Raw genomic sequence first — 19,393 nt, 5'->3', positions numbered from 1 at the left:
GACGGCCCTCACCGTAAAGAGCCCCCGGCCCGCGCGCCACTGCCCGTCGAGCCCGGTGAACCGCTCGTGAACGTGGACTGTCCGCGCAGGTGGGGGGGGGGCCCCCACCCCCGCGCCCCCGGGGGGGCGGGGGGGGCGCGGGGGCGGGGGGCGGGGGGGTGGGTTGGTGGCGGGGGGGCGGGGGGGGGGGGCCCCCCCCCCCCACGGCGGGGCCCGGGGGGGGGCGGCCCCGACGGGTGCCCGTCGGGCGGTCGGTTCCTCGGATGTTCACCCCCCGTGCACGGAAAGTTCCGCGACGGAGCGTTCTGGCCAACTGTCCGAGAACCCAGGCTTCACCGGGGCGTCATCCGCGTGCCCGGGCGGACCCTCCCGGGTGCGCTACCCTGCGCTGATACATCGCGCCCGCCGAGCGGGGCCCGACGCCGAGCTTCCCGAGTGCGCGATACGTGCTGAGCACAGGGGGAAGGCAAGGCCATGACTCGACCACCGACCATGGAGGACGTGGCCCGGGCCGCGGGCGTCTCGCGCTCGACCGTCTCCCGCGTGTTCCAGAACGCCGGGGAGCGCGTCTCCGCCGACGCGCTGATCAAGGTGCACGAGGCGGCCAAACGCCTGGGCTACGTGCACAACCTCGTCGCCAGCGGGCTGGCGATGCGCCACGGCCGCCAGCTCGGCCTGCTGATCCGGGACGCCACCAATCCCGCCTACGGGCATCTGCACTCGGAGATGAACCGTGCCGTCGAGGCGACCGGTCGCACGCTGATCTCCGTGACCGCGTTCCGCCACGACTACGGCACTGCCGAGGTCCAGGGGCTGAACCGTCTGATGGGTCAGCGGGTCGCCGGGCTGTTCGTGGGCACCGGCGTGACCTCCGCGGAAGATCTCCTGGAGACGGTCACCTCGACGCCGATGTTGATCGTGGGCCGCCCCAACGATCATCCCCAGATCGAGTCGGTCAGCTACGACGAGCGCGCCCACGGCCGGATGGTCGCCGAGGAGGTCGCCGCCAAGGGCCACCGGAGGATCGCTGTACTCGTCGCTCCCCTGCTGTACTCCCGCGTGTTCGACCTGCGCATGCGCAGCCTGATCGAGCACTGCCGGGAGCTCGGCGTCGAGACCGTCCCGATCGATCTGCTGCCCGTCGAGCAGGGCGTGGTGCGCGCTCTCGATGCGGCGCGCGACGAGGGCCTCAGCTGCATCGTGTGCCCGGTCGACTACGTGGCCCTGGAACTGCTGCGGGCGACCCGCGCGCGCGGCATGCGGGTCCCCGAGGACGTCAGCACCGTCGGCTTCGACGGGCTGGCCGACGGGCTCGACCTCATCGGCCTCGCCACCGTCCAGCTGCCCGTCGTCGACGTGGCCCGGACAGCAGTCGCACGCATGGAGGAGCTGCTGGTCCGCGCGCAGGAATCGCCCGAAGGCCCGCCGGGCACCGAGACCGCCGGCGCCGAGCACGCACTCAGCGCCGGCCGCTTCCAGCCCGGGCGGACTCTGGGCCCGGTCCCCGAGCATCTGCGAGCCTGAGGCGGCCGGCCACCACGCCGCCGATCCGGCCGGCCCTCGCCCCCAGGGTCCAGAAGCGGTCACCACCGACACCAGGCCCGCGCCCCGAAGCCGCCCCCACCGATACCGACCCCGGATCCCAGCGGCCCCTCTCCCGCACCTGTCTTCCGAGGTCAGGCAAGCCTTTCCATGGCTGACAAGGCGGCCGGACGGGTCTATTGTCAACGCCATGAAGCTCTCCGATGACCTTGAGAAGAAGTTCCAGGAACAGATCACGCTCGAATTCGCGGCGTCCATCACCTACCGCCAGCTCGCCATCGAGGCGGACGAGCAGGACCTCCCCGGCATCGCCGCATGGCTGCGCCATCAGGCCGACGAGGAGATCGTCCACGCCAACAAGTTCATCCAGCACGTCTCGGACCGCGACAACCACGCGGCCATCGGCACCATCCACGCCCCCGAGGTGCGGCCCGGCCTGTCCGTGCTGGAGATCTTCGAGGCCGCGCTCGCCCACGAGCAGAAGGTCTCCGAGTCGATCCGCGAGCTGTACCGCAGCGCCGACAAGGAGGGCGACTACGACTCCCGCCCGCTGCTGAACTGGTTCGTCGACGAGCAGATCGAGGAGGAGGCCACCGTCTCCGAGATCATCGGCCGCGTGAAGCTGATCGGCGACGACGGCTCCGGCCTGCTGCGCCTGGATCGCGAGCTGGGCGAGCGCCCCGCCCAGTCCACCGAGGCCGACGAGGACTGACTCGCCCGCGGGCTGACTCCCCGCGCGGAGCACGACACCTGTCCATGACACAGGCCCACAATCTGCGGCTCCGCGACCCGATCCCGATAGGGTGCCCACAGTGCGCAGGCCTGCGCCGCGGTCGCGATCGGGTTCCCGTAGCCCACGACCCGGCCATGAATGGCACGTCAGTCGAGTGCGGCTTGTCTTTGGCAGGGCGTCCTCGACAGACGTCCCGTTCGTGGTCAGATGTGCCGTCGATGGGCGGGCAGCCGTCGATGGTCGGGCAGCAGAATGTGTCTGTCGCGAGGCCCGCCCCGAGCGTTCCTCCACAACGACCCTCCGTCCCCACGTCCGGCTGGCCTGAGGCACGGCGCCGTCACCTCGGAAAAGGTGGCGAAATGGTCGACCTGTCCCGCGCACCCGAAGTCCACGTCCGAGCTCGGCGCGAACTCGAGGCTGCAGGGATTCACCGCCGCGAGATCGAGAACCTCGTTCGGGGCGGGATGCTCAGGCGGCTGGGCCCAGGTTTCTACGGAACATCGGCGACTCCTGACACTGTCGTTCACGCGCTGCGGCGCGGACATCGAGTGACGTGCGTCGACGCTTTGGAGCTCTACGGATTCTGGGTACCACCGGTACCCGGCGCCCACGAGGCACGCCGCCGCCTGGGCCCCCAGGGCTCCGATCGCGACTCCGTGGCGGGCGTCGTGCCGCATCGCCCCGTCGTGCGCGCTTGGCCGGACGACCACCCTGTTCTGCCCCTGCCGGTAGCCATCGAACACGCGTTGCACTGCTTGAGTGCCGACTTCGCGGCAGTGGTCCTCGAGTCCGGAATGAACCGAGGGCTGATCACAGCCGCGGACGCCTCCGAGGCCAGCAGGTCGCTCTCTATTCTCGATCGGCAGGCCATCTTCCCGGTGAACGCCGGCTCCGAATCCGGGACCGAGACGATTGTTCGCCGATCGCTGGAGAGGCGAGGAATCGCCACTCGGTCTCAGGTCCGGATCCCCGGGGTGGGTCGGGTCGATCTCTTGATCGGAGAGAAGCTCATCATCGAGTGCGACAGCCTGGCGTACCACGCCGATCCCGAGAAGTACCGCCAGGATCGCGAGCGAGATCTGGCTGCGAAGCGCCTTGGGTACACCGTCGTGAGGCTGACGTACGAGCAGGTCATCAATGCCTGGGACGACACACTCCGTTCCGTGCTGATGATGATTCGCCGCCACGACCATCGCGTGCCTCGCGCCAAGCGTGCGCACCTGATTCACGGCGGCCTGTTGCGGGCCGATCCGACAGCCTGACCCACTTACGTTGCGCTGCCGTTGTCCAGTGGACGTCATGGCGCGCCCCTCGAACGCAGCCGTTGCCCGACAATGGTGCCCCTCGAACGCGGCCGTTGGGCCGCGGGGACGTCATCCAGGTCTGAACCCTGACCGGCAGCGGGACGCCATTCGAGTCTGCCGTGCCGATGACGCGGCAGACTCGAACGGGATCCCACTCATGGTCACGAAGACGGTGAGAGGCGCCCTGCATTCGCCCGCCTGGTCACCCTGGGCTCCGTCACGACCCCGTGCCACACTGAACACGGCCGCGCACCGCAGCGCAGGCGCCGCCCCGCCAGATGAGGCACGAGACGTCCGGGAGAGATCGCCATGGCAGCTCCGCAGTTCAGCCCCTACATCACCTTCCCCGGGAACGCCGGCGAGGCCTTCGAGTACTACCGCGAGGTGTTCGGCGGCGAGCTCCAGATCATGACCTACGACGATTTCCCGGACCTGTCGGGCTTCCCGTTCACCCCGCCGCCGGCTTCGATCGCGCACGCGCAGCTGCACGGCGGTCTGGTCACCCTTGCCGGCGGCGACGCCCTCACCGCACCCGGCGAGGAGCTGCCCCCGCTGGAGTCGGACGTGTACTCGTACCTGATCGGCCTGGAGTCGGTCGGCCAGGGCCGGGCCCTGATCGAGAAGCTCACCTCGACGGGCGCCGAACTGGTCATGCCCTTCGAGCCCGCACCGTGGGGTGACCACTACGGACAGGTCAAGGATCGCTTCGGCGTGCTGTGGGCGATCGTGGTCGGCGGGCAACAGGAGCGCTGAGACCGAGGGGCCACAGCCCACGGCTCCGGCTCAGCGCTCCGGGGCCGGGCTCCGGGCTTTCCGCACTGTCCATGACACCGCCACGGGTTGTGGAACATTCAATAACCGCCTAGCGTTGGAGCCATCATGCGAGCCTTCGGATTCCTCAGCTTCGGCCACTACGGCAACGGCCCCGGTGCGGGCGGCCTCGACGCCCGCCAGATGCTCCACGACGCGATCGACATCTCCGTCGGCGCCGATGAGCTGGGCGTCAACGGCGCCTACTTCCGGGTCCACCATTTCGCCCCGCAGTCCGCCTCCCCCATGCCCCTGCTCTCGGCGGTCGCCGCCCGCACGCAGCGGATCGAGGTGGGCACCGGCGTGATCGACATGCGCTACGAGAACCCGCTGTACCTCGCCGAGGAGGCGGCGGCTCTCGACCTGATCGCCGACGGCCGGGTCGCGCTCGGCGTCTCGCGAGGCAGCCCCGAACCGGCCGACCGCGGCTGGGAGGCCTTCGGCTACACCGGGTCCACCGACCCGCGTGGTGCGGACATCGCCCGCGAGAAGTTCGACCTGTTCATGCAGGCCATCCAGGGCGAACCGATGGCCCGCGCCGCCCAGCAGCCCTATGGCGCCCCGGTCACCCCCGGCGCCGACCTGCGGCTCGAGCCCTACTCCCCGGATCTGGTCCGCCGCATCTGGTGGGGCGCCGGATCCCGGGACAGTGCGGAGAACGTCGGCCGCCAGGGCCTGAACCTCATGAGCTCCACACTGCTGACAGAGGCCACCGGTGCCCAGTTCGCCGACCTCCAGGCCGAGCAGATCGAGCGGTTCCGCACTGCCTTCCGCGCTGCCGGCCACACTCACGCTCCCCGCGTCTCCGTCTCCCGCAGCGTCTTCCCCGTCGTCACCGAACAGGACCGGCTGATGTTCGGCATGCGCCCCGGGGACGGCGCCGATCAGATCGGCATCATCGACGGGCACCGCTCCACCTTCGGCCGCACCTTCGTCGGCGAGCCGGATCAGCTGATCGAGGAGCTGAAGGCCGATGCCGCCGTGCAGTCCGCGGACACCCTGATGCTCACGATCCCCTCGCAGGCAGGAGTCGAGCTAAACCTGCACATCCTGGAGAGCTTCGCTCAGCATGTCGCCCCTGACCTGGGGTGGAAGCCGAACACGGAGGGACCGGTGACCGGCGACCCCGTCACCTGACGCTGTCGAGGGCCCCGGCTCGCCGCCTCCACGGCCCGGCCTGGCCACACGTCCGAGCCGCACCGTCCGAGCCGCCCCGGCTCGCGCCTCCGCGGCATCGTCGGCGCCCGGCCGGATCACACCGCCGACCCCTGCCGGGATGACCGATTCTCCCGTAAGGTGAAGGTCCGCGGGTGCTGATCGGGGCGCTCGCTCAGCACCGCCTTCGGAGGACCGCGATGCCCGCGCCGCAGATCGCCGCCGTACCGGCCGCGCCTGCCGCACCCCTCCCCGCGAAGCCTCACCAGTCCGCTCCCGGCACCGAGGCATCCCGCCACCTGCTCGCCCCGGAGACCACGCGCCCGTTGACGCTGTGGGGCTCGTCCTCGATGAGTTCCGAGCGCGGCTACGAGGGCACGCCGCTGACCGTCCGGATCCACGAGCACCTGGCGCTGGCTGCCGCGCCCGCGAGCGTCCACTGCTTCGGGGTCGGCGCCACCAGGTCCCCGCACACCCTGCTGATGCGGGGCCTGGACACCCCGCGGCTGGCCTGCGTCGGCAGCCCCGAAGCCGGGACGGGACGTGTGCGCGCCGAGCTCGATTCCGGGCTCGCCCCGGCCGGGCCGCTGCGCATCCCGGGCACGGTCGACGGCGTGCCGGGCGAGCTCGACGGCTCGAGCGGCACCTGGTTCTTCACGCCCGAGGATCCGGCCTCTCCGGTCGCCGATGGCGTCTTCACCTCTTCCCTCGCCGAGGTGGCCGCCGGGTCCCGCCAGGTGCTGTGGATGGGCAAGAACAACATTCTCGACGTCGACGGGGTCCTCGAGGACACCCAGCGGATGTGGGACGCCGCCGACGATCCCGAGCACGACACCCTGGTGCTGGGACAGTGGCCGACGGCCTACGATCCGGTCGGCTCGGACACGGCCGAGGCGGTGCTCGCCGTCAACGAGGAGCAGCAGCGCCGCTACGGCGACCACTTCCTCGACCTCGCCACGCTCCTCACCTCGGCCGAGGGCCTGTGCTGCCCGCCACTGGCCCCGCTGGGCCTGCTCGGGCAGGCGGGCACTCAGGGTGCGCTCGAGATGCACGTGGCCCCGCCGGAGCTCCGCGCACCCGATGGCATCCACCTCAACGGCTGGGGAAATCTCGCCGTGAGCTGGGCGATCCTGCAACGGATGCGGGAGCTGCAGTGGCTGTGAGACGACCGCCTGCCCCGCGCCTGCGACAGGACCGGGTGCCCCGCCCGGCCACCAGCGACGCCTCCGCCGCTGCGGCATCGACTCATGCCCCCGCCGACCGCCTGCCCGATCCGGTCCCGACCTCTCCGCCCGCCACCATCACACCTGCGGAGTCCACGGTGGTCCGGGGCGCCGCTCCCCGCCGCGACCTGCGCCGCCGGGCCTTCCTGGTCGCCGGCACCGCGGCGGCGGCCATCGGCAGCTCGGTGACCGCCGGGGCACTGCTGAGCCGGACCGCAGGCGGAGCCACCTCGGCCTCCGCAGGCGCCGGAGCCGGCAACGCGCCGGTCACCAGCCCGTTTACCGATGTTCCCGATGACGCGCCCGGCCTGGAGGCGATGCGCTGGGCCGACGAGACCGGCGTCCAGCCCGCCGATGACAGCGGCGCCTACTCCCCCGATGCTGTGCTCACCCGCGGCGCCGTGGCCCTGGCCCTGCACCGATTCGCCGGGGCCCCGGCCGTGCCGCGGGAGACCGCGCCGGCGCTGATCACCGACCTCGGGGACGACGTCGAGATCGCCACCGCGCTGCTGTGGCTGCACGGCCGCGGCGCCGTGTGGGGCGACCCCGACCTGCGCGTCCGCCCTGAGGAGGACGCCACCCGCGATTGCGTCGCCGGGATGCTGGCGGCGCTGCTGCGCCCGGCCCTGGCCGGATACGGAGCAACGTGGGATCCGTCGGCCGCGACATCGCTGCCCGAGGCGCCGGAAGCTCCGGAATCGGCCTCGACGCTCCGCGATGTGGCCTGGCTCGAGGCAGCGGGCATGGTGCCCGCCTCTCTCGCGGAGGATGTCTGGGCGGGAGAGAAGTCCGTCAGCCGCGCCGATCTCGCGATCTCGCTGCACCGGGCCAACGGCGTCATCGCCGGCGCGCTCGGCTGAGCACGCCCCTGCGCCGCCGCTCACACTTAGGCTGATGACCATGTCATCGACGCCTGCTCACGCTGCCTACCTCCGCCACCCCGATGTCCGTGGCGACACCGTCGTCTTCACCGCCGCGAACGACGTGTGGCTCGCGCCCCTGGCCGGGGGCCGCGCCTGGCGACTGACCGACGAGGGCGCCCCCGTCGCCTATCCGCGGTTCTCGCCCGACGGCGTTCACGTCGCCTACACCTCCCGCACCTCCGGCGGCCCCGAGGTCTGGGTGGTCTCGGCCGACGGATCCACCACCCCGCGCCGCCTGACCACGTGGGGCCGGCCCTCGACGAAGGTGGTCGGCTGGCTTCCCGACGGCCGCATCGTCGCCTCGAGCAGCTACAACGCCCCGGTCGCGCGGGATGCGCAGCTGTGGGCGGTCGATCTGGAGGGGCAGGCCGAGCTGCTGCCGCTGGGCCGCTCGGGCGAGGTCGCGATCCACCCGTCGGGCCCCACCGTGGTCGCCACCCCGTGGCGCCGCGATCAGGCCGGCTGGAAGCACTACCAGGGCGGGACCGCGGTGAAGCTGTGGATCTCGCACGAGGACGTGGCCCTCGGTGCGCCGGCCGCCGCGCACGCCGCACGCTCCTGGGAGCCGCTGCTGGCGGACATCCTCGCCTCCAAGACGCGCATCGCCTGGTACGGCGACCGGCTGATCTTCGCCTCCGACACCCCCGGGCCCGGAGCGGCCCGTCACGACCGCGCCACGGCCAATCTGTGGTCCGTCGCCGCGGATGGCTCCGACCTGCAGGTCCACACCTCGCTGCAGGCCGAGGACGGCTACCTGCGCGAGCCCGCGACCGATGGCAGCACCATCGTGTACTCCTCCCGCGGCCGCCTGTTCGCCCTGGACTCGCTGCAGGCCGAGCCGCGCGAGGTCGAGATCCTCGCCTCCGGGGTCGGCGCGTCCCGCGTCCCCCGGCCCGTCTCGCCGAGCGAGAACCTGCTGGCCGTGCGGCCGGTGCACGATGCCCGCTCGAGCGTGGTCGAGTGGCGCGGCAGCGCCCATGCCCTCACCCACCGCGGCGGCCCGGCACGGCTGCTCGCGGGGGCCGACGGCGTGCGCATCCGGGAGGTTCGCCCCCTCGGGCGCTCCCCCTTCGCCCTCATGGTCAGCGACGCCGAGGCGCTCTCGGATCGCGAGCACGGCGGCGTCGGCTCGGACGTGCTGGCTCTGTCCCGGCTGGACGGCGGCAGCGAGGAGATCCGCTTCGACCTGGGCGACGTGGGCCGGATCCTGCACGCCGTCCCTTCGCCCGACGGGTCCAAGATCGCGATCTCCAGCCACGACAACGTGGTGCGCCTGGTGACCCTGCGCGGTCTGGTCGACCCCGCCACGACCTCCACGGGCGCGGCGACGCCGGACGCCACCGGTCCCGGCGGCGCGGGCGCGGGCACGAACAGCACGGGCGCGGGTGGCTCCGGCACGGGCGGCGTCTCCCCGTGGGAGCAGGAGAGCGAGGCGGCGCCGGCCGTGCCGCACCTGGACCATGTGCGCGAGGTGGGCCGCTCCAGCGGCGGCGAGGTCGCGGATCTGGCCTGGTCGCCGGATGGCCGCTGGCTGGTGTGGACCGAGCCGAACTCGTGGATGCTCAGCCGCCTGATGATCTCGGACACCGAGGATCCTGAGCCCACCGGCCGCGCGCTGACCTCGGGCAAGTACCAGGATTCGGCGCCCGCCTTCAGCGCGGACGGCAAGCACCTGGCGCTGCTGTCCATGCGCACCTTCGAGACCGTCTACGACGACATGGTCTTCGACCTCGGCTTTGTCAACGCCGAGCGCCCCTTCCTGATCCCGCTGGAGCGCAGCACCGCCGACCCGTTCGGGCCGCTGCCCGACGGCTGGGGCGGCGAGGAGCCCGCCGCGCAGGCCGACGGGGCGGCGGCTCCGCATGCCGAGGGATCCGCCGCGGCCCGGCCCGCTCATACCCCGTCGGCCGCGGATGGCTCGCACCCGGCGACCTCGACCGCTCCGGCCGGGGCCGACGACGCGAACAGGGCACCGGTGACCCGGGTCGACCTCGACGCCGTCGAGGACCGCCTGGTGCCGTTCCCCGTCGTCTCGGGCACGTACTCGCACCTGACCGCGGTCAGCGGCGGTTTCGTGTGGCTGCGCCATCCCCAGCAGGGCGTGCTCGGCACCGCGCGCGCCGGGGTCGAGGGCGAGGAGCCCGGGCCCACGCTCGAGCACTGGAGCCTGGCCGATCGCAAGCTGACCGTGCTGGCCGAAGGGGTCGTCGATCTCGCGGTCTCCGGCGACGGCGAATCCCTGGTCATGAAGCAGGGCGAGAGCTGGGTGAAGGTCCCCTCGAACCGCAAGGTGGAGGACGAGGATCCGGCCCGCATCCCGATCGACACCGGCCGCCTGCGGCTGACGGTCGACCCCGTCGCCGAGCGCCGCGGCATGCTCTGGGACAACTACCGGATCATGGCCCAGCAGTACTGGCGGGCCGACATGGACGGCATGGACTGGCACGCCATGACCTCCTGGTACGACCCGGTCATCGAGCGACTGGTCACCGAGGACGACTTCCAGGATCTGATGTGGGAGGTCCTGGGCGAGCTCGGCACGTCCCACGCCTACGTGATGGGCGGGGTCTACCAGGCGGATCCGCCGATGCTCCCGGCCTATCTCGGAGCCGATGTCGAGCAGCGCGAGGGTCGCTGGGTGATCACCTCGATCTTGCCCGGCGACTCCTCCGATCCCGAGGCCCGCTCGCCGCTGCTGGCTCCGGGCGTGGCGGCCGAGGTGGGCGATGCGATCGTGCGCGTGGACGGCCGGGAGGTGGGCCCCGACGGCGTCCAGCCCCTGCTGATCGGCTCGGCGAACCGGCCGACGGAGCTGGTGCTGGCCCGTGACGGCGCCGAGCGCCGGGTGGCGGTCCTCCCCCTGGCCGACGACTCGCAGCTGCGCTACCAGGCGTGGGTCGCTTCGCGCCGCGCCCTGGTCGATGAGCTCTCCGGCGGCCGCCTCGGCTACCTCCACATCCCGGACATGGTTTCCTCCGGCTGGGCGCAGATGCACCGCGACCTGCGTGAGGCGACCACCAAGGAGGGCCTGGTCGTCGACGTGCGCTACAACAGCGGCGGGCACACCTCGCAGCTGGTCACCGATCGCCTCGCCCGTCGCGTGCTGTCCTGGGACTATCCGCGCCACCAGAGGCCGGGCACCTACCCTCAGTTCGCACCGCGCGGCGCGGTGGTGCTGGTGACCAACCAGGAGGCGGGGTCCGATGGGGATATCGTGGGCGCCGTCTCCCGAGCGATGGAGATCGGCCCGATCATCGGCACCCGCACCTGGGGCGGCGTGATCGGGATCGACGGCCGCTTCGACCTGGTCGACGGCACCGGCATCACCCAGCCCAAGTACGCCAGCTGGTTCGAGGGCGAGGGCTGGGGCATCGAGAACTACGGTGTCGAGCCCGACATCGAGGTGCCGCTGCCGCCGAACGCGTGGGTCGCCGGGGAGGACCCGCAGATCGAGCGCGGGGTCACCGAGGCTCTGGCCCGGCTCGAGCAGCACCCGGCCGCGACCGCTCCCCCGCTGCCCGCGCCCCGGTTCGGATCGGGCCCGGCGGCACAGAGCTGAACGACCGGCGCGTCGGCACCCGGGGCCGCGGCGCCGGTGGCGGATGCCGGCCCCGAGCGTTATCGGCGCTGGTGCCGGCGGCCGCGGTCACCGCAGGGTGGGCACGACGATCTCGGGGTGGCGCACGGCCAGCTCCTGGCGGCTGTCGGGGCCGAAGGCCGCGACCGCCCGCGTCGTCGCGTCGCGTTCGGCAGTCCGGGCGACGGGGTGCGTCTCGTCGGGGCGGAGGTCGCGGGCGATCCGTTCGTCGCCGCGGGCGATCCGCTCGGTGAGGGTCAGGGGCGCCCCGCGGGAGGCGTCCGGGCCGTCGATGCCGCCGGCCAGCAGTCGGGTCACGGTGCCGAGCACCGCGGTGATCAGAGCGATGAGAAGGATGAGGCCGATGCCGATCAGTGCTGAGGTCATGCCATGATCCTCAGCCCGGCGACGGTTCAGGACAAGCGATGGTTCGCACCCTACTGTTCAGTGCCGCTGAATCGCGGTACGGTCGGGGCATGCTCGATCCCGTCAAGCTCCGCGTCCTGCGGTCGGTCGTCGAGACCGGCAGCATCCGTGCCAGCGCCGAGGCGCTGGGCTACACCCCGTCGGCCATCAGCCAGCACCTCACGAGCCTGCGCCGGGAGACGGGCCTCGAACTGGTCGAGCGGTCCGGTCGCGGCATCCACGTCACGGCGCACGCGCGGCTCCTGGCCGACGAGGCCGGGCCGGCCCTGGACGCGCTCGATGCCGTCGAGCGCACTGCGAAGGACCTCCGCTCCGGTCGGATCGGCAGGCTGCGCTTCGGCTACGCCACCTCGATCGCCGGGGACTGGATCCCCGAACTCGCCCGTGACGTGCGCCGCCGGTACCCCGACCTCGGCCTCGACCTCACCCTGCGCGACTGCCAGGGGGACGGCGTCCTCGAGGATTCCGGGCTGGACATCGTGGTCGGCGACGGGGAAGCACCCTCCAGGCCCTCCGCGGAATGGGAGTACCAGGAGATCCTCGAGGAGGGGTACGTGGCCCTGGTGGGGGCGGGCCATCCGCTCGCCGGGCGCCCCTCGCTGCTGCTCAAGGAGCTCGCCGAGGAAGCGTGGGTGACCGACGACCCGCTGGACTCGTACTGGTTCGACCGGATCTGCTCGGCGTGCCGCGCCGCGGGATTCTCCCCCCGCGTGGACGTCAATCCCAACGACTACTCCACCGTGCTCGGCTTCGTCGCCAGCGGCGACTACGTCAGCGTGCAGCCCTCCGTGATCGCGCGGGACATGCGCCCCGACGTGGTCGCGATCCCCCTCGATCCGCCCGCACCGCGGCGCCGGCTGCGGGTGCAGGTGCGCCGTGCGACCTCGCGCAACCCGGCCGTGCAGTACATCGTCGAGCGGATCCACGCGGTCGCCGCGATGCGCGCCGAGGAGATCCCGGGAGTGATCTACCTGGGCAGCACGTCGACCGATCGACGCGATCCGCGACCGCCGGTAGCGGCTGTCGTCCCGGACCAGCCCGCTGCAGCGTCGGCTCCCGGGGGCTGAGCCGCCCCGTCCCACACCGCGTTCGGGCACGATGCGGCGCCGCTCCCCGCGACCCAGAGGTCACGCCCCCGAGTCAGGTCGGACGCTTCGCGATTCGGGCGCCCGGGGGAGCACAATAGGACGGTGCCTCCCCCTCGCTCCCACCGGCTCCGCACCGGCCTGTCCCGCCGGACGGCTCTGCTGTCCCTCATCCCCCTCTCCGTCACCGCCGGGACGCTCGCGGCCTGCAGTGACGCGGGCGCTCCGCGCGAGGGCGAGGGCACCACCGGAGAGACCTCGGTGTCGGACTCCGGCGGAGCCGGATCCGGAACGCTCTCGGTCAACGACCCCTGGGCGAGAGCCATGCCGTCTCAGAGCGCGGTCTTCGGGACCCTCACCAACGGCACCGAGGGGGATCTGGTCCTGGTCGCGGCCTCGAGCCCGGCCGCCGGCGAGGTGCAGCTGCACGCGGGCGCGCCCGGCAGCTCCGACGGGCAGAGCATGCCGGTGAAGGAGAACGGCTTCCCGCTTCCCGCAGGAGAGGAGCTTGTGCTCGAGCCCGGCGGGAACCACCTCATGCTGATGGATCTCACCGAGCCCCTCCAGCCCGGCGATGAGGTCGAGGTCGCCCTCGCGTTCGCCGACGGCACCGAACACCAGTTCACCGCGCCTGTCGAGGACCGTTCCGGGACCGAGTAGAACCGGCGGGACAGAGCAGTCCCAGCGGAACCAGCGGGACCGCTGAGAACCCGCGGGACAGAGCGGAACCAGCGGGACGGGACGACACCAGTGCGACGGGCGCCCTCACGGCGGTCACCGTGGCAACCCGTGGCCGCGCCAGCGGCCACACGCCGCCGCCACCTATCCTGGGTCCGACGCCCCTGCGCTCGGCGGTCAGTTCGCGGCATCGCGGCCCGGCTCGGCGCGGGCGATGCTTCCGACCCCGCAGGAGAGTAACCCCGTGCCTCGATTCAACGTTCCCACCGACGACGCGCAGGGCCCCCTGGTCGTCGGCCTCGACGTCGGCTCCGGCGGCTCCCGCGCCGCCGTCTACGACGCCAGCGGGCGCGAGGTCGCCAAGCGCACCCACAAGGAGGCGCACTCGTTCACGGTGCGCGACGACGGCACCAGCATCATCGACCCGGACCAGATCGTCGACGAGATCCGCACCGCCCTGCGCACCGTGCTCAAGGGCTCGCTGCCCGGCGAGATCTGCGGGATCGGCGTGGACACCTTCGCGTCCTCGCTGATCGCGGTCGACGCCGACGGCAAAGCGCTGACCCCGTGCATCACCTACGCGGACACCCGCTGCCATGCCCAGGTCGCGACCCTCACCGACGCCCTGGACATCGAGGCCCTCCACGAGCGCACCGGCGCCCGCCTGCACTCCTCCTACACGGTCCCGCGCCTGGCCTGGCTGCGCGAGGAGCACCCCGAGGTGTTCGCCCGCACCGCGCACTTCATGGCGCTCGGCGAGTACGTGGCGTTCAAGCTGCTGGGCACCCCGGCACTGGGAACCGCCTCGGCCGCGTGGTCCGGCATGATCGACCGCCGCACCGGCGAGTACGTGCCCGAGCTGCTCGATGCCGGCGGGGTCGATGCCGAGAAGATGGGCACCCCGCTGAACCCGTCCGACGCCCTGCCGGTCGCCGGCACCCCGCTGGCCACGGAGTTCCCGGTGCTGAAGGGGGCCGTGTGGCTGCCGGTGATCGGGGACGGTCTCGCCGCGAACATGGGCATCGGCGCCCTGGGCACCGGCATCTGGGGCATCTCCACCGCGACCTCCGGCGCCATCCGCCAGCTGCTGGACACAGAGATCCAGGCGCTGCCCAGCGGGCTGTGGGCGTACCGCGTCGATGACCGCCGCACCCTCGTCGGCTCCGCCATGAGCGACTGCGGGCGGGTGCTCGACTGGGCACGCACCCAGCTCGCCATCCCCACCGACATCACCGAGACCGACACCGAGACGCTCTTCTCCGTCCCGCCCGAGGCCGGCACCCCGCTGGTGATCCCGTTCCTCTCCGGCGAGCGCGGCACCAAGTGGCGCGGCTCCTCGCGGGCGATCTTCGCAGGCATCAGCGCCTCGACCACCGCCGAGGACATGCTGCGCGGTGCGCTCGAAGGGGTGGCGCTGACCTTCCTGCGCATCGCCGACCAGCTGCGCGAGGCCAGCGGGGATCCCGAGCGGATCGTGCTGTCCGGCGGCATGACCGAGGCGGTCCCGGGCTGGCTGCATCTGCTCTCCGACGCGCTCGGCGCCCCGATCGACCACGTCGCCGTCTCCCGCTCGACCATGCGCGGCGCCGCGGTGATGGCGCTCGAGGAGGCCGCCCCCGGCACCGACATCGCCGAGGTCCCGGTGCTGCGCCGCGTCGAACCGGTCGCCGCGCACACCGACTACTACCGCGAGCGGCTCGAGCGCTTCGAGAAGCTGGCCGACCTGGCCTGAGCCGGGGGGCAGCCTCCGGAGTGACGGCGGCGCCGGAGAATGAGCGTCGCCCGGGGCACGGAAACCGGTAGCCTGCAGGGCGCCCGATTGCCTCGTGCGCGGGCAGGGACGCAGAGGAGCATCACCATGGCATGGGAAGGCCAGCACCCGTGATCATCGCCGGCCTGATGACAGGCACCTCCGCCGACGCCCTGGACGTGGCCCTCGTCGATCTCCACCTCTCCGACGGGCGCCCGGACGACCTGGCGATGGAACTGCTCGCCTCCCGCGAGGTCCCCTTCGCCGACGGCCTGCGCGCGGACATCCTGCGCCTGCTGGCACCGTCGGACGTGCCGCTGTCGCTGGTCAGCAGCGTCGATGCCCGGCTGGGCGAGATGTGCGCCGGGGCCGTCGAGGAGCTGTGCGCGAGCACCGGCCTGACCTGCGACCTCGTCGTCTCCCACGGCCAGACCGTCCGCCACGACGTCGCCGACGGTCGCGTCAGCGCGACGCTCCAGCTCGGCCAGCCCGCCTGGATCGCCGAGCGCATCGGCGCGCCGGTGCTCAGCGACGTGCGCTCCCGGGATGTCGCCGCGGGCGGGCAGGGCGCGCCGCTGGTGAGCATCCTGGACCATCTGCTGCTGGCCGGGACCGAGGAGCCGACGGCCCTGCTGAACCTGGGCGGGATCGCCAACCTCACCGTGGTGGCCGACCGTCGCGAGACGATCGCGTTCGACACCGGCCCCGCCAACGCCCTGATCGATCTCATGGCCTCGCGCCTGAGCGAGGGCCGCCTGGACTGCGACGCCGACGGTGCTCTCGCGGCCCAGGGCACCGTGGACCAGGACCTGCTGAGCCGCTTCCTCGCCGACCCCTACTACTCCCGGCCCGCGCCGAAGTCGACCGGCAAGGAGCAGCTGAACGCCGACTACCTCGATGAGCGCCTGCGCGCCCATCCGCACGTGAACGGGCTCGATGTGATGGCGACACTGACCGCCCTGACCGCCCGCACCGTGGCCGACGCCAGCCGCCAGCACAGCGTCACCGCGGTGGTCGCCTCGGGTGGCGGGACCCGCAATCCCGTGCTGATGGACGCCCTGCGCACCGAACTGGGCGAGAGCGTCTCGCTGGCCACCACCGACGAGGCGTTCGGCCTGCCCGAGGGTGCGAAGGAAGCCTGCCTGATGGCGCTGCTGGGCTGGCTGACCTGGCACGGCCTGCCCGGCACCCTCCCCTCGGCCACGGGCGCCTCCCACGCCACCATCGCCGGCCGCCTCAGCCCCGGCGCGAGGCCCCTGCAGCTGCCCGACCCGCTGCCACGGTCGCCCCGGCGCCTGCGCGTCGTCGGCTCCGCTCCCGCACCTGGCACCGGCGCCGGCCGTGAGCCCGCTTCCTCCCCCGCTGCCGCCCCGATCCCCTCCCCCACGTCCCCGACCCCTCAGCAGGAGACCTGACATGCAGATCCTCGACCTCCTGGTCATCGTCGCGTACCTGGTCGCGACGGCCTGGCTGGGCCTGCGCCTCAGCGGGCGCCAGTCCGGCCTGAAGGACTACTTCCTGGGCGGGCGCAACCTGCCCTGGTGGGCCGTGTGCCTCTCCGTCGTCGCCACGGAGACCAGCGCCCTGACCGTCATCGGGATCCCCGTGATGAGCTACCTGGGGAACATCTCGTATCTCCAGCTCGGCATCGGCTACATCGTCGGCCGCATCGTCGTCGCGTTCGTGATGCTGCCGCGCTACTACGACGGCGAGATGGTCACCGCCTACGCCTACCTGGGCAAACGCTTCGGATCGAGCACCCAGACCACCGCCGGGGTGACGTTCCTGTTCACGCGCCTGCTGGCCGACGGGATCCGCGTGCTGGCCGCCGCGATCCCGCTGAAGGTCATCCTCGACGGGCTGGGCCTGCACACGAACTACTTCGTGATCACCGTCGTCCTCGCCGTCGTCACCATCGCCTACACGTTCATCGGCGGCATCAAGGCCGTGGTGTGGGTCGACGTGGTCCAGATGCTGCTGTACGTCGCCGGCGGCCTGCTGACCATCGTGGTGGTCACCTCCACCCTGGGCCTGGGATGGCTCGGGGACGCCGCGGAGGCCGGCAAGACGCAGATGTTCGTGCTGGCCGGCAACCCGCTCAGCGACGACGCCTCCCTGATCCCCTCCCTGCTGGGCGGCGCGATCTTCGCGATGGCCTCCCACGGCTCCGATCAGCTCGTGGTCCAGCGCCTGCTGACCTGCCGCTCCAAGCTCGAGGCCCAGAAGGCCCTGATCTGGTCCGGGGTGATGGTCTTCGTGCAGTTCGCGATCTTCCTCGTCGTCGGCCTCGCCCTGTGGGGCTACTACGACCACGCCACCCCGCAGGAGATGGGCCTGACCCGCGACGACGAGGTGTTCCCGCTGTTCATCGTCGAGGGTCTGCCGACGGGCATCTCCGGGCTGCTGCTGGCCGGGATCCTCGCCGCGGCGATGTCGACCCTGTCCTCGTCGCTGTCGGCGCTGTCCTCCTCCACGGTCACCGACGTCGTGGGGCGGCTGCGTCGCACCCCGCTGACCGACCAGCAGGGGCTGCGGGTGGGCCGCTGGGCCACCATCGGCTGGGGCCTGGCCTTCATCGCCCCGGCGACCTTCTTCCGCTCCGACGAGGGCAACATCGTCGTGCTCGCCCTCGGCGTCGCCGGCATCACCTACGGCGGGCTGCTCGGCGCGTTCGTGTTCGGCATCGTCAACAAGCGGGCCGACAAGCGCGACGCCAATATCGCCTTCGTGCTCGCCGTGGCCGTCAACGCCTTCTTCTTCGTGATGGAGAAGTACGTGACCGGCGAGGTGTGGGTGGCCTGGCAGTGGTACCCGCTGCTCGGCGTCATCGTCACCTGCATCGTCGGCGGGCTGCTCTCGCTCACTCATCCCCCGCGGCCGGCACCGCTCGAGCCGGCGGGCCACGGCCCGACCGGGACCCCCGCGGCCGGTGGGCCACCGCCCGCCGATACGCCCACCTCCGAGGACAGGACCCGCTGACCATGACCACTCCACGCCCGAGCGCCCCGGAATCCACGCCGCCAGGCGGCGGAGACTCCTCCGCCCTGCCGCCCACGGAGCAGCGGAATCCCCGCAGCAGCACCCTCGACGACCTGCCCACCCAGGAGGTGCTGCGGCTGCTGAACGACGAGAGTCGCCTGGCGGTGGACGCGGTCGACGCCGCCCTGCCGGACCTGGCACGACTGGTAGATGCCACGGCGGAGCGGATGCGTCGCGGCGGCACCGTGCATTACTTCGGCGCCGGCACCTCCGGGCGCCTGGGCGTGCTCGATGCCAGCGAGCTGCTGCCCACCTTCCAGCTCGAACCGGGTCGCATCGTCGGCCACATCGCCGGCGGGCCGGAGGCACTGGTCAGCGCCGTGGAGAACGCCGAGGATTCCCCCGAGGCCGGACGGCGCGACGCCGAAGGGCTGGGCGCCGACGACGTGGTGATCGGGATCGCCGCGAGCGGGTCCACGCCCTACGTGCGCGGCGCCCTGGAAGCGGGCGCGGAGGCCGGGGCGCTGACCGCCCTGATCTCCAGCAACCCCCGCGCGCCGCTCGCCGAGCATGCCGAGCTGCATCTGCTGCTGGACACCGGTCCGGAGGTCGTCACCGGTTCCACCCGGCTGAAGGCGGGCACGGCGCAGAAGCTCGCGCTGAACGGCTTCTCGACGGCCACCATGATCGCCCTGGGCCGGACCTGGCAGAACCTCATGGTCTCCGTGGTGGCCACCAACGCGAAGCTGCGCGAGCGCACCGTGCGGATCCTGCGCGAGGCCGTCGGCCTGGAGGACGCCGCGGCCCGGGCTCTGCTCGAGAACACCGGCGGGGAGCTGAAGACCGCGATCGTCACCGCCCTGGCCGACGTCCCGGTCGATGAGGCCTCACAGCTGCTCGAGCAGCACGACGGCTCGGTGCGCGACGCGATCGCCGCCGCCCAGGCCGGCTGAGCCAGGCGGGCCGGGCCCAGCTGAGCCGGGCCCGGCTGCCCGGCTGGCTGGCTGCCCGGCTGGCTGCCCGGCTGGCTGGCTGCCCGGCTGGCTGAGCCGTACCCGGCTGGCTGAGCCGGGTGGCCCGCTGGCTGGCTGGCTGGCTGGCAAAAAGGTGTAGCTGAGCGGGCCCGGGCCCCCCCGAGAGGGGGGGGCCCGCCCCCCACCCCCCCCCGCACGCCGGTGTTTGTGCGCTGTATTTTGTGAGTTTAAAAA

15 protein-coding genes are annotated in these 19,393 nt (G+C 72.3%); 14 read left to right on the top strand and 1 reads right to left on the bottom strand.

Features of this window, described 5'->3' with window-relative positions; genetic code table 11:
- Positions 1–474: 474 nt before the first annotated feature.
- From AC5020_RS15990 to AC5020_RS15955, 8 genes are all read left to right on the top strand, one after another.
- A complete protein-coding gene (locus AC5020_RS15990) occupies positions 475–1,524 on the top strand; it encodes a LacI family DNA-binding transcriptional regulator (protein WP_377804722.1) in 1,050 nt (349 codons plus the stop codon).
- Between the two features lie 208 nt (positions 1,525–1,732).
- Complete coding sequence (locus tag AC5020_RS15985) at positions 1,733–2,254, top strand: ferritin (RefSeq protein WP_464989000.1); 522 nt, start codon at positions 1,733–1,735, stop codon at positions 2,252–2,254.
- Positions 2,255–2,634: 380 nt separating this feature from the next.
- Positions 2,635–3,537 (top strand): DUF559 domain-containing protein, encoded by a 903-nt coding sequence (locus AC5020_RS15980; protein ID WP_464988999.1) that lies wholly within the window; start codon positions 2,635–2,637, stop codon positions 3,535–3,537.
- Between the two features lie 351 nt (positions 3,538–3,888).
- Complete coding sequence (locus AC5020_RS15975) at positions 3,889–4,332, top strand: VOC family protein (protein WP_464988998.1); 444 nt, start codon at positions 3,889–3,891, stop codon at positions 4,330–4,332.
- A gap of 126 nt (positions 4,333–4,458) precedes the next feature.
- Positions 4,459–5,526: an LLM class flavin-dependent oxidoreductase gene (locus AC5020_RS15970; protein ID WP_464988997.1), complete on the top strand. Its 1,068-nt coding sequence runs from the start codon at positions 4,459–4,461 to the stop codon at positions 5,524–5,526.
- A gap of 218 nt (positions 5,527–5,744) precedes the next feature.
- Positions 5,745–6,707: a hypothetical protein gene (locus AC5020_RS15965; protein ID WP_464988996.1), complete on the top strand. Its 963-nt coding sequence runs from the start codon at positions 5,745–5,747 to the stop codon at positions 6,705–6,707.
- 35 nt (positions 6,708–6,742) lie between these two features.
- Complete coding sequence (locus AC5020_RS15960) at positions 6,743–7,627, top strand: hypothetical protein (protein WP_464988995.1); 885 nt, start codon at positions 6,743–6,745, stop codon at positions 7,625–7,627.
- A 40-nt stretch (positions 7,628–7,667) separates the two neighbouring features.
- Positions 7,668–11,249, top strand: a complete 3,582-nt coding sequence (locus tag AC5020_RS15955) for a S41 family peptidase (RefSeq protein ID WP_494564450.1) — start codon at positions 7,668–7,670, stop codon at positions 11,247–11,249.
- An 87-nt stretch (positions 11,250–11,336) separates the two neighbouring features.
- Here the strand turns inward: AC5020_RS15955 and AC5020_RS15950 are convergent, their stop codons facing one another.
- Positions 11,337–11,654: a hypothetical protein gene (locus tag AC5020_RS15950; protein WP_377804731.1), complete on the bottom strand. Its 318-nt coding sequence runs from the start codon at positions 11,652–11,654 to the stop codon at positions 11,337–11,339.
- Positions 11,655–11,743: 89 nt separating this feature from the next.
- Here AC5020_RS15950 and AC5020_RS15945 point away from each other — a divergent pair, with 89 nt between their 5' ends.
- The 6 genes from AC5020_RS15945 (at position 11,744) to murQ (ending at position 19,138) form a co-directional block, all read left to right on the top strand.
- Positions 11,744–12,760, top strand: coding sequence for a LysR family transcriptional regulator (locus tag AC5020_RS15945; protein WP_464988993.1), 1,017 nt, complete (start codon positions 11,744–11,746; stop codon positions 12,758–12,760).
- Between the two features lie 123 nt (positions 12,761–12,883).
- Positions 12,884–13,438, top strand: coding sequence for a copper chaperone PCu(A)C (locus tag AC5020_RS15940; RefSeq protein ID WP_464988992.1), 555 nt, complete (start codon positions 12,884–12,886; stop codon positions 13,436–13,438).
- A 262-nt stretch (positions 13,439–13,700) separates the two neighbouring features.
- Positions 13,701–15,188, top strand: coding sequence for a gluconokinase (locus AC5020_RS15935; RefSeq protein WP_464988991.1), 1,488 nt, complete (start codon positions 13,701–13,703; stop codon positions 15,186–15,188).
- A gap of 131 nt (positions 15,189–15,319) precedes the next feature.
- Positions 15,320–16,621: an anhydro-N-acetylmuramic acid kinase gene (locus AC5020_RS15930; protein ID WP_464988990.1), complete on the top strand. Its 1,302-nt coding sequence runs from the start codon at positions 15,320–15,322 to the stop codon at positions 16,619–16,621.
- A 1-nt stretch (position 16,622) separates the two neighbouring features.
- Positions 16,623–18,185 carry a sodium:solute symporter gene (locus AC5020_RS15925; protein ID WP_464988989.1) on the top strand — a complete coding sequence of 521 codons (1,563 nt, stop codon included), beginning with the start codon at positions 16,623–16,625 and terminating at the stop codon, positions 18,183–18,185.
- 2 nt (positions 18,186–18,187) lie between these two features.
- On the top strand, positions 18,188–19,138 hold the full coding sequence (gene murQ, locus AC5020_RS15920) for an N-acetylmuramic acid 6-phosphate etherase (protein WP_464988988.1): 951 nt from the start codon (positions 18,188–18,190) through the stop codon (positions 19,136–19,138).
- Positions 19,139–19,393 lie beyond the last annotated feature (255 nt).

The sequence above is a fragment of the Brachybacterium sp. SYSU DS0246 genome (assembly GCF_059391765.1).
Note: the sequence above shows the minus strand (reverse complement) of the source record. Positions and strands in the feature narration are given on the sequence as shown.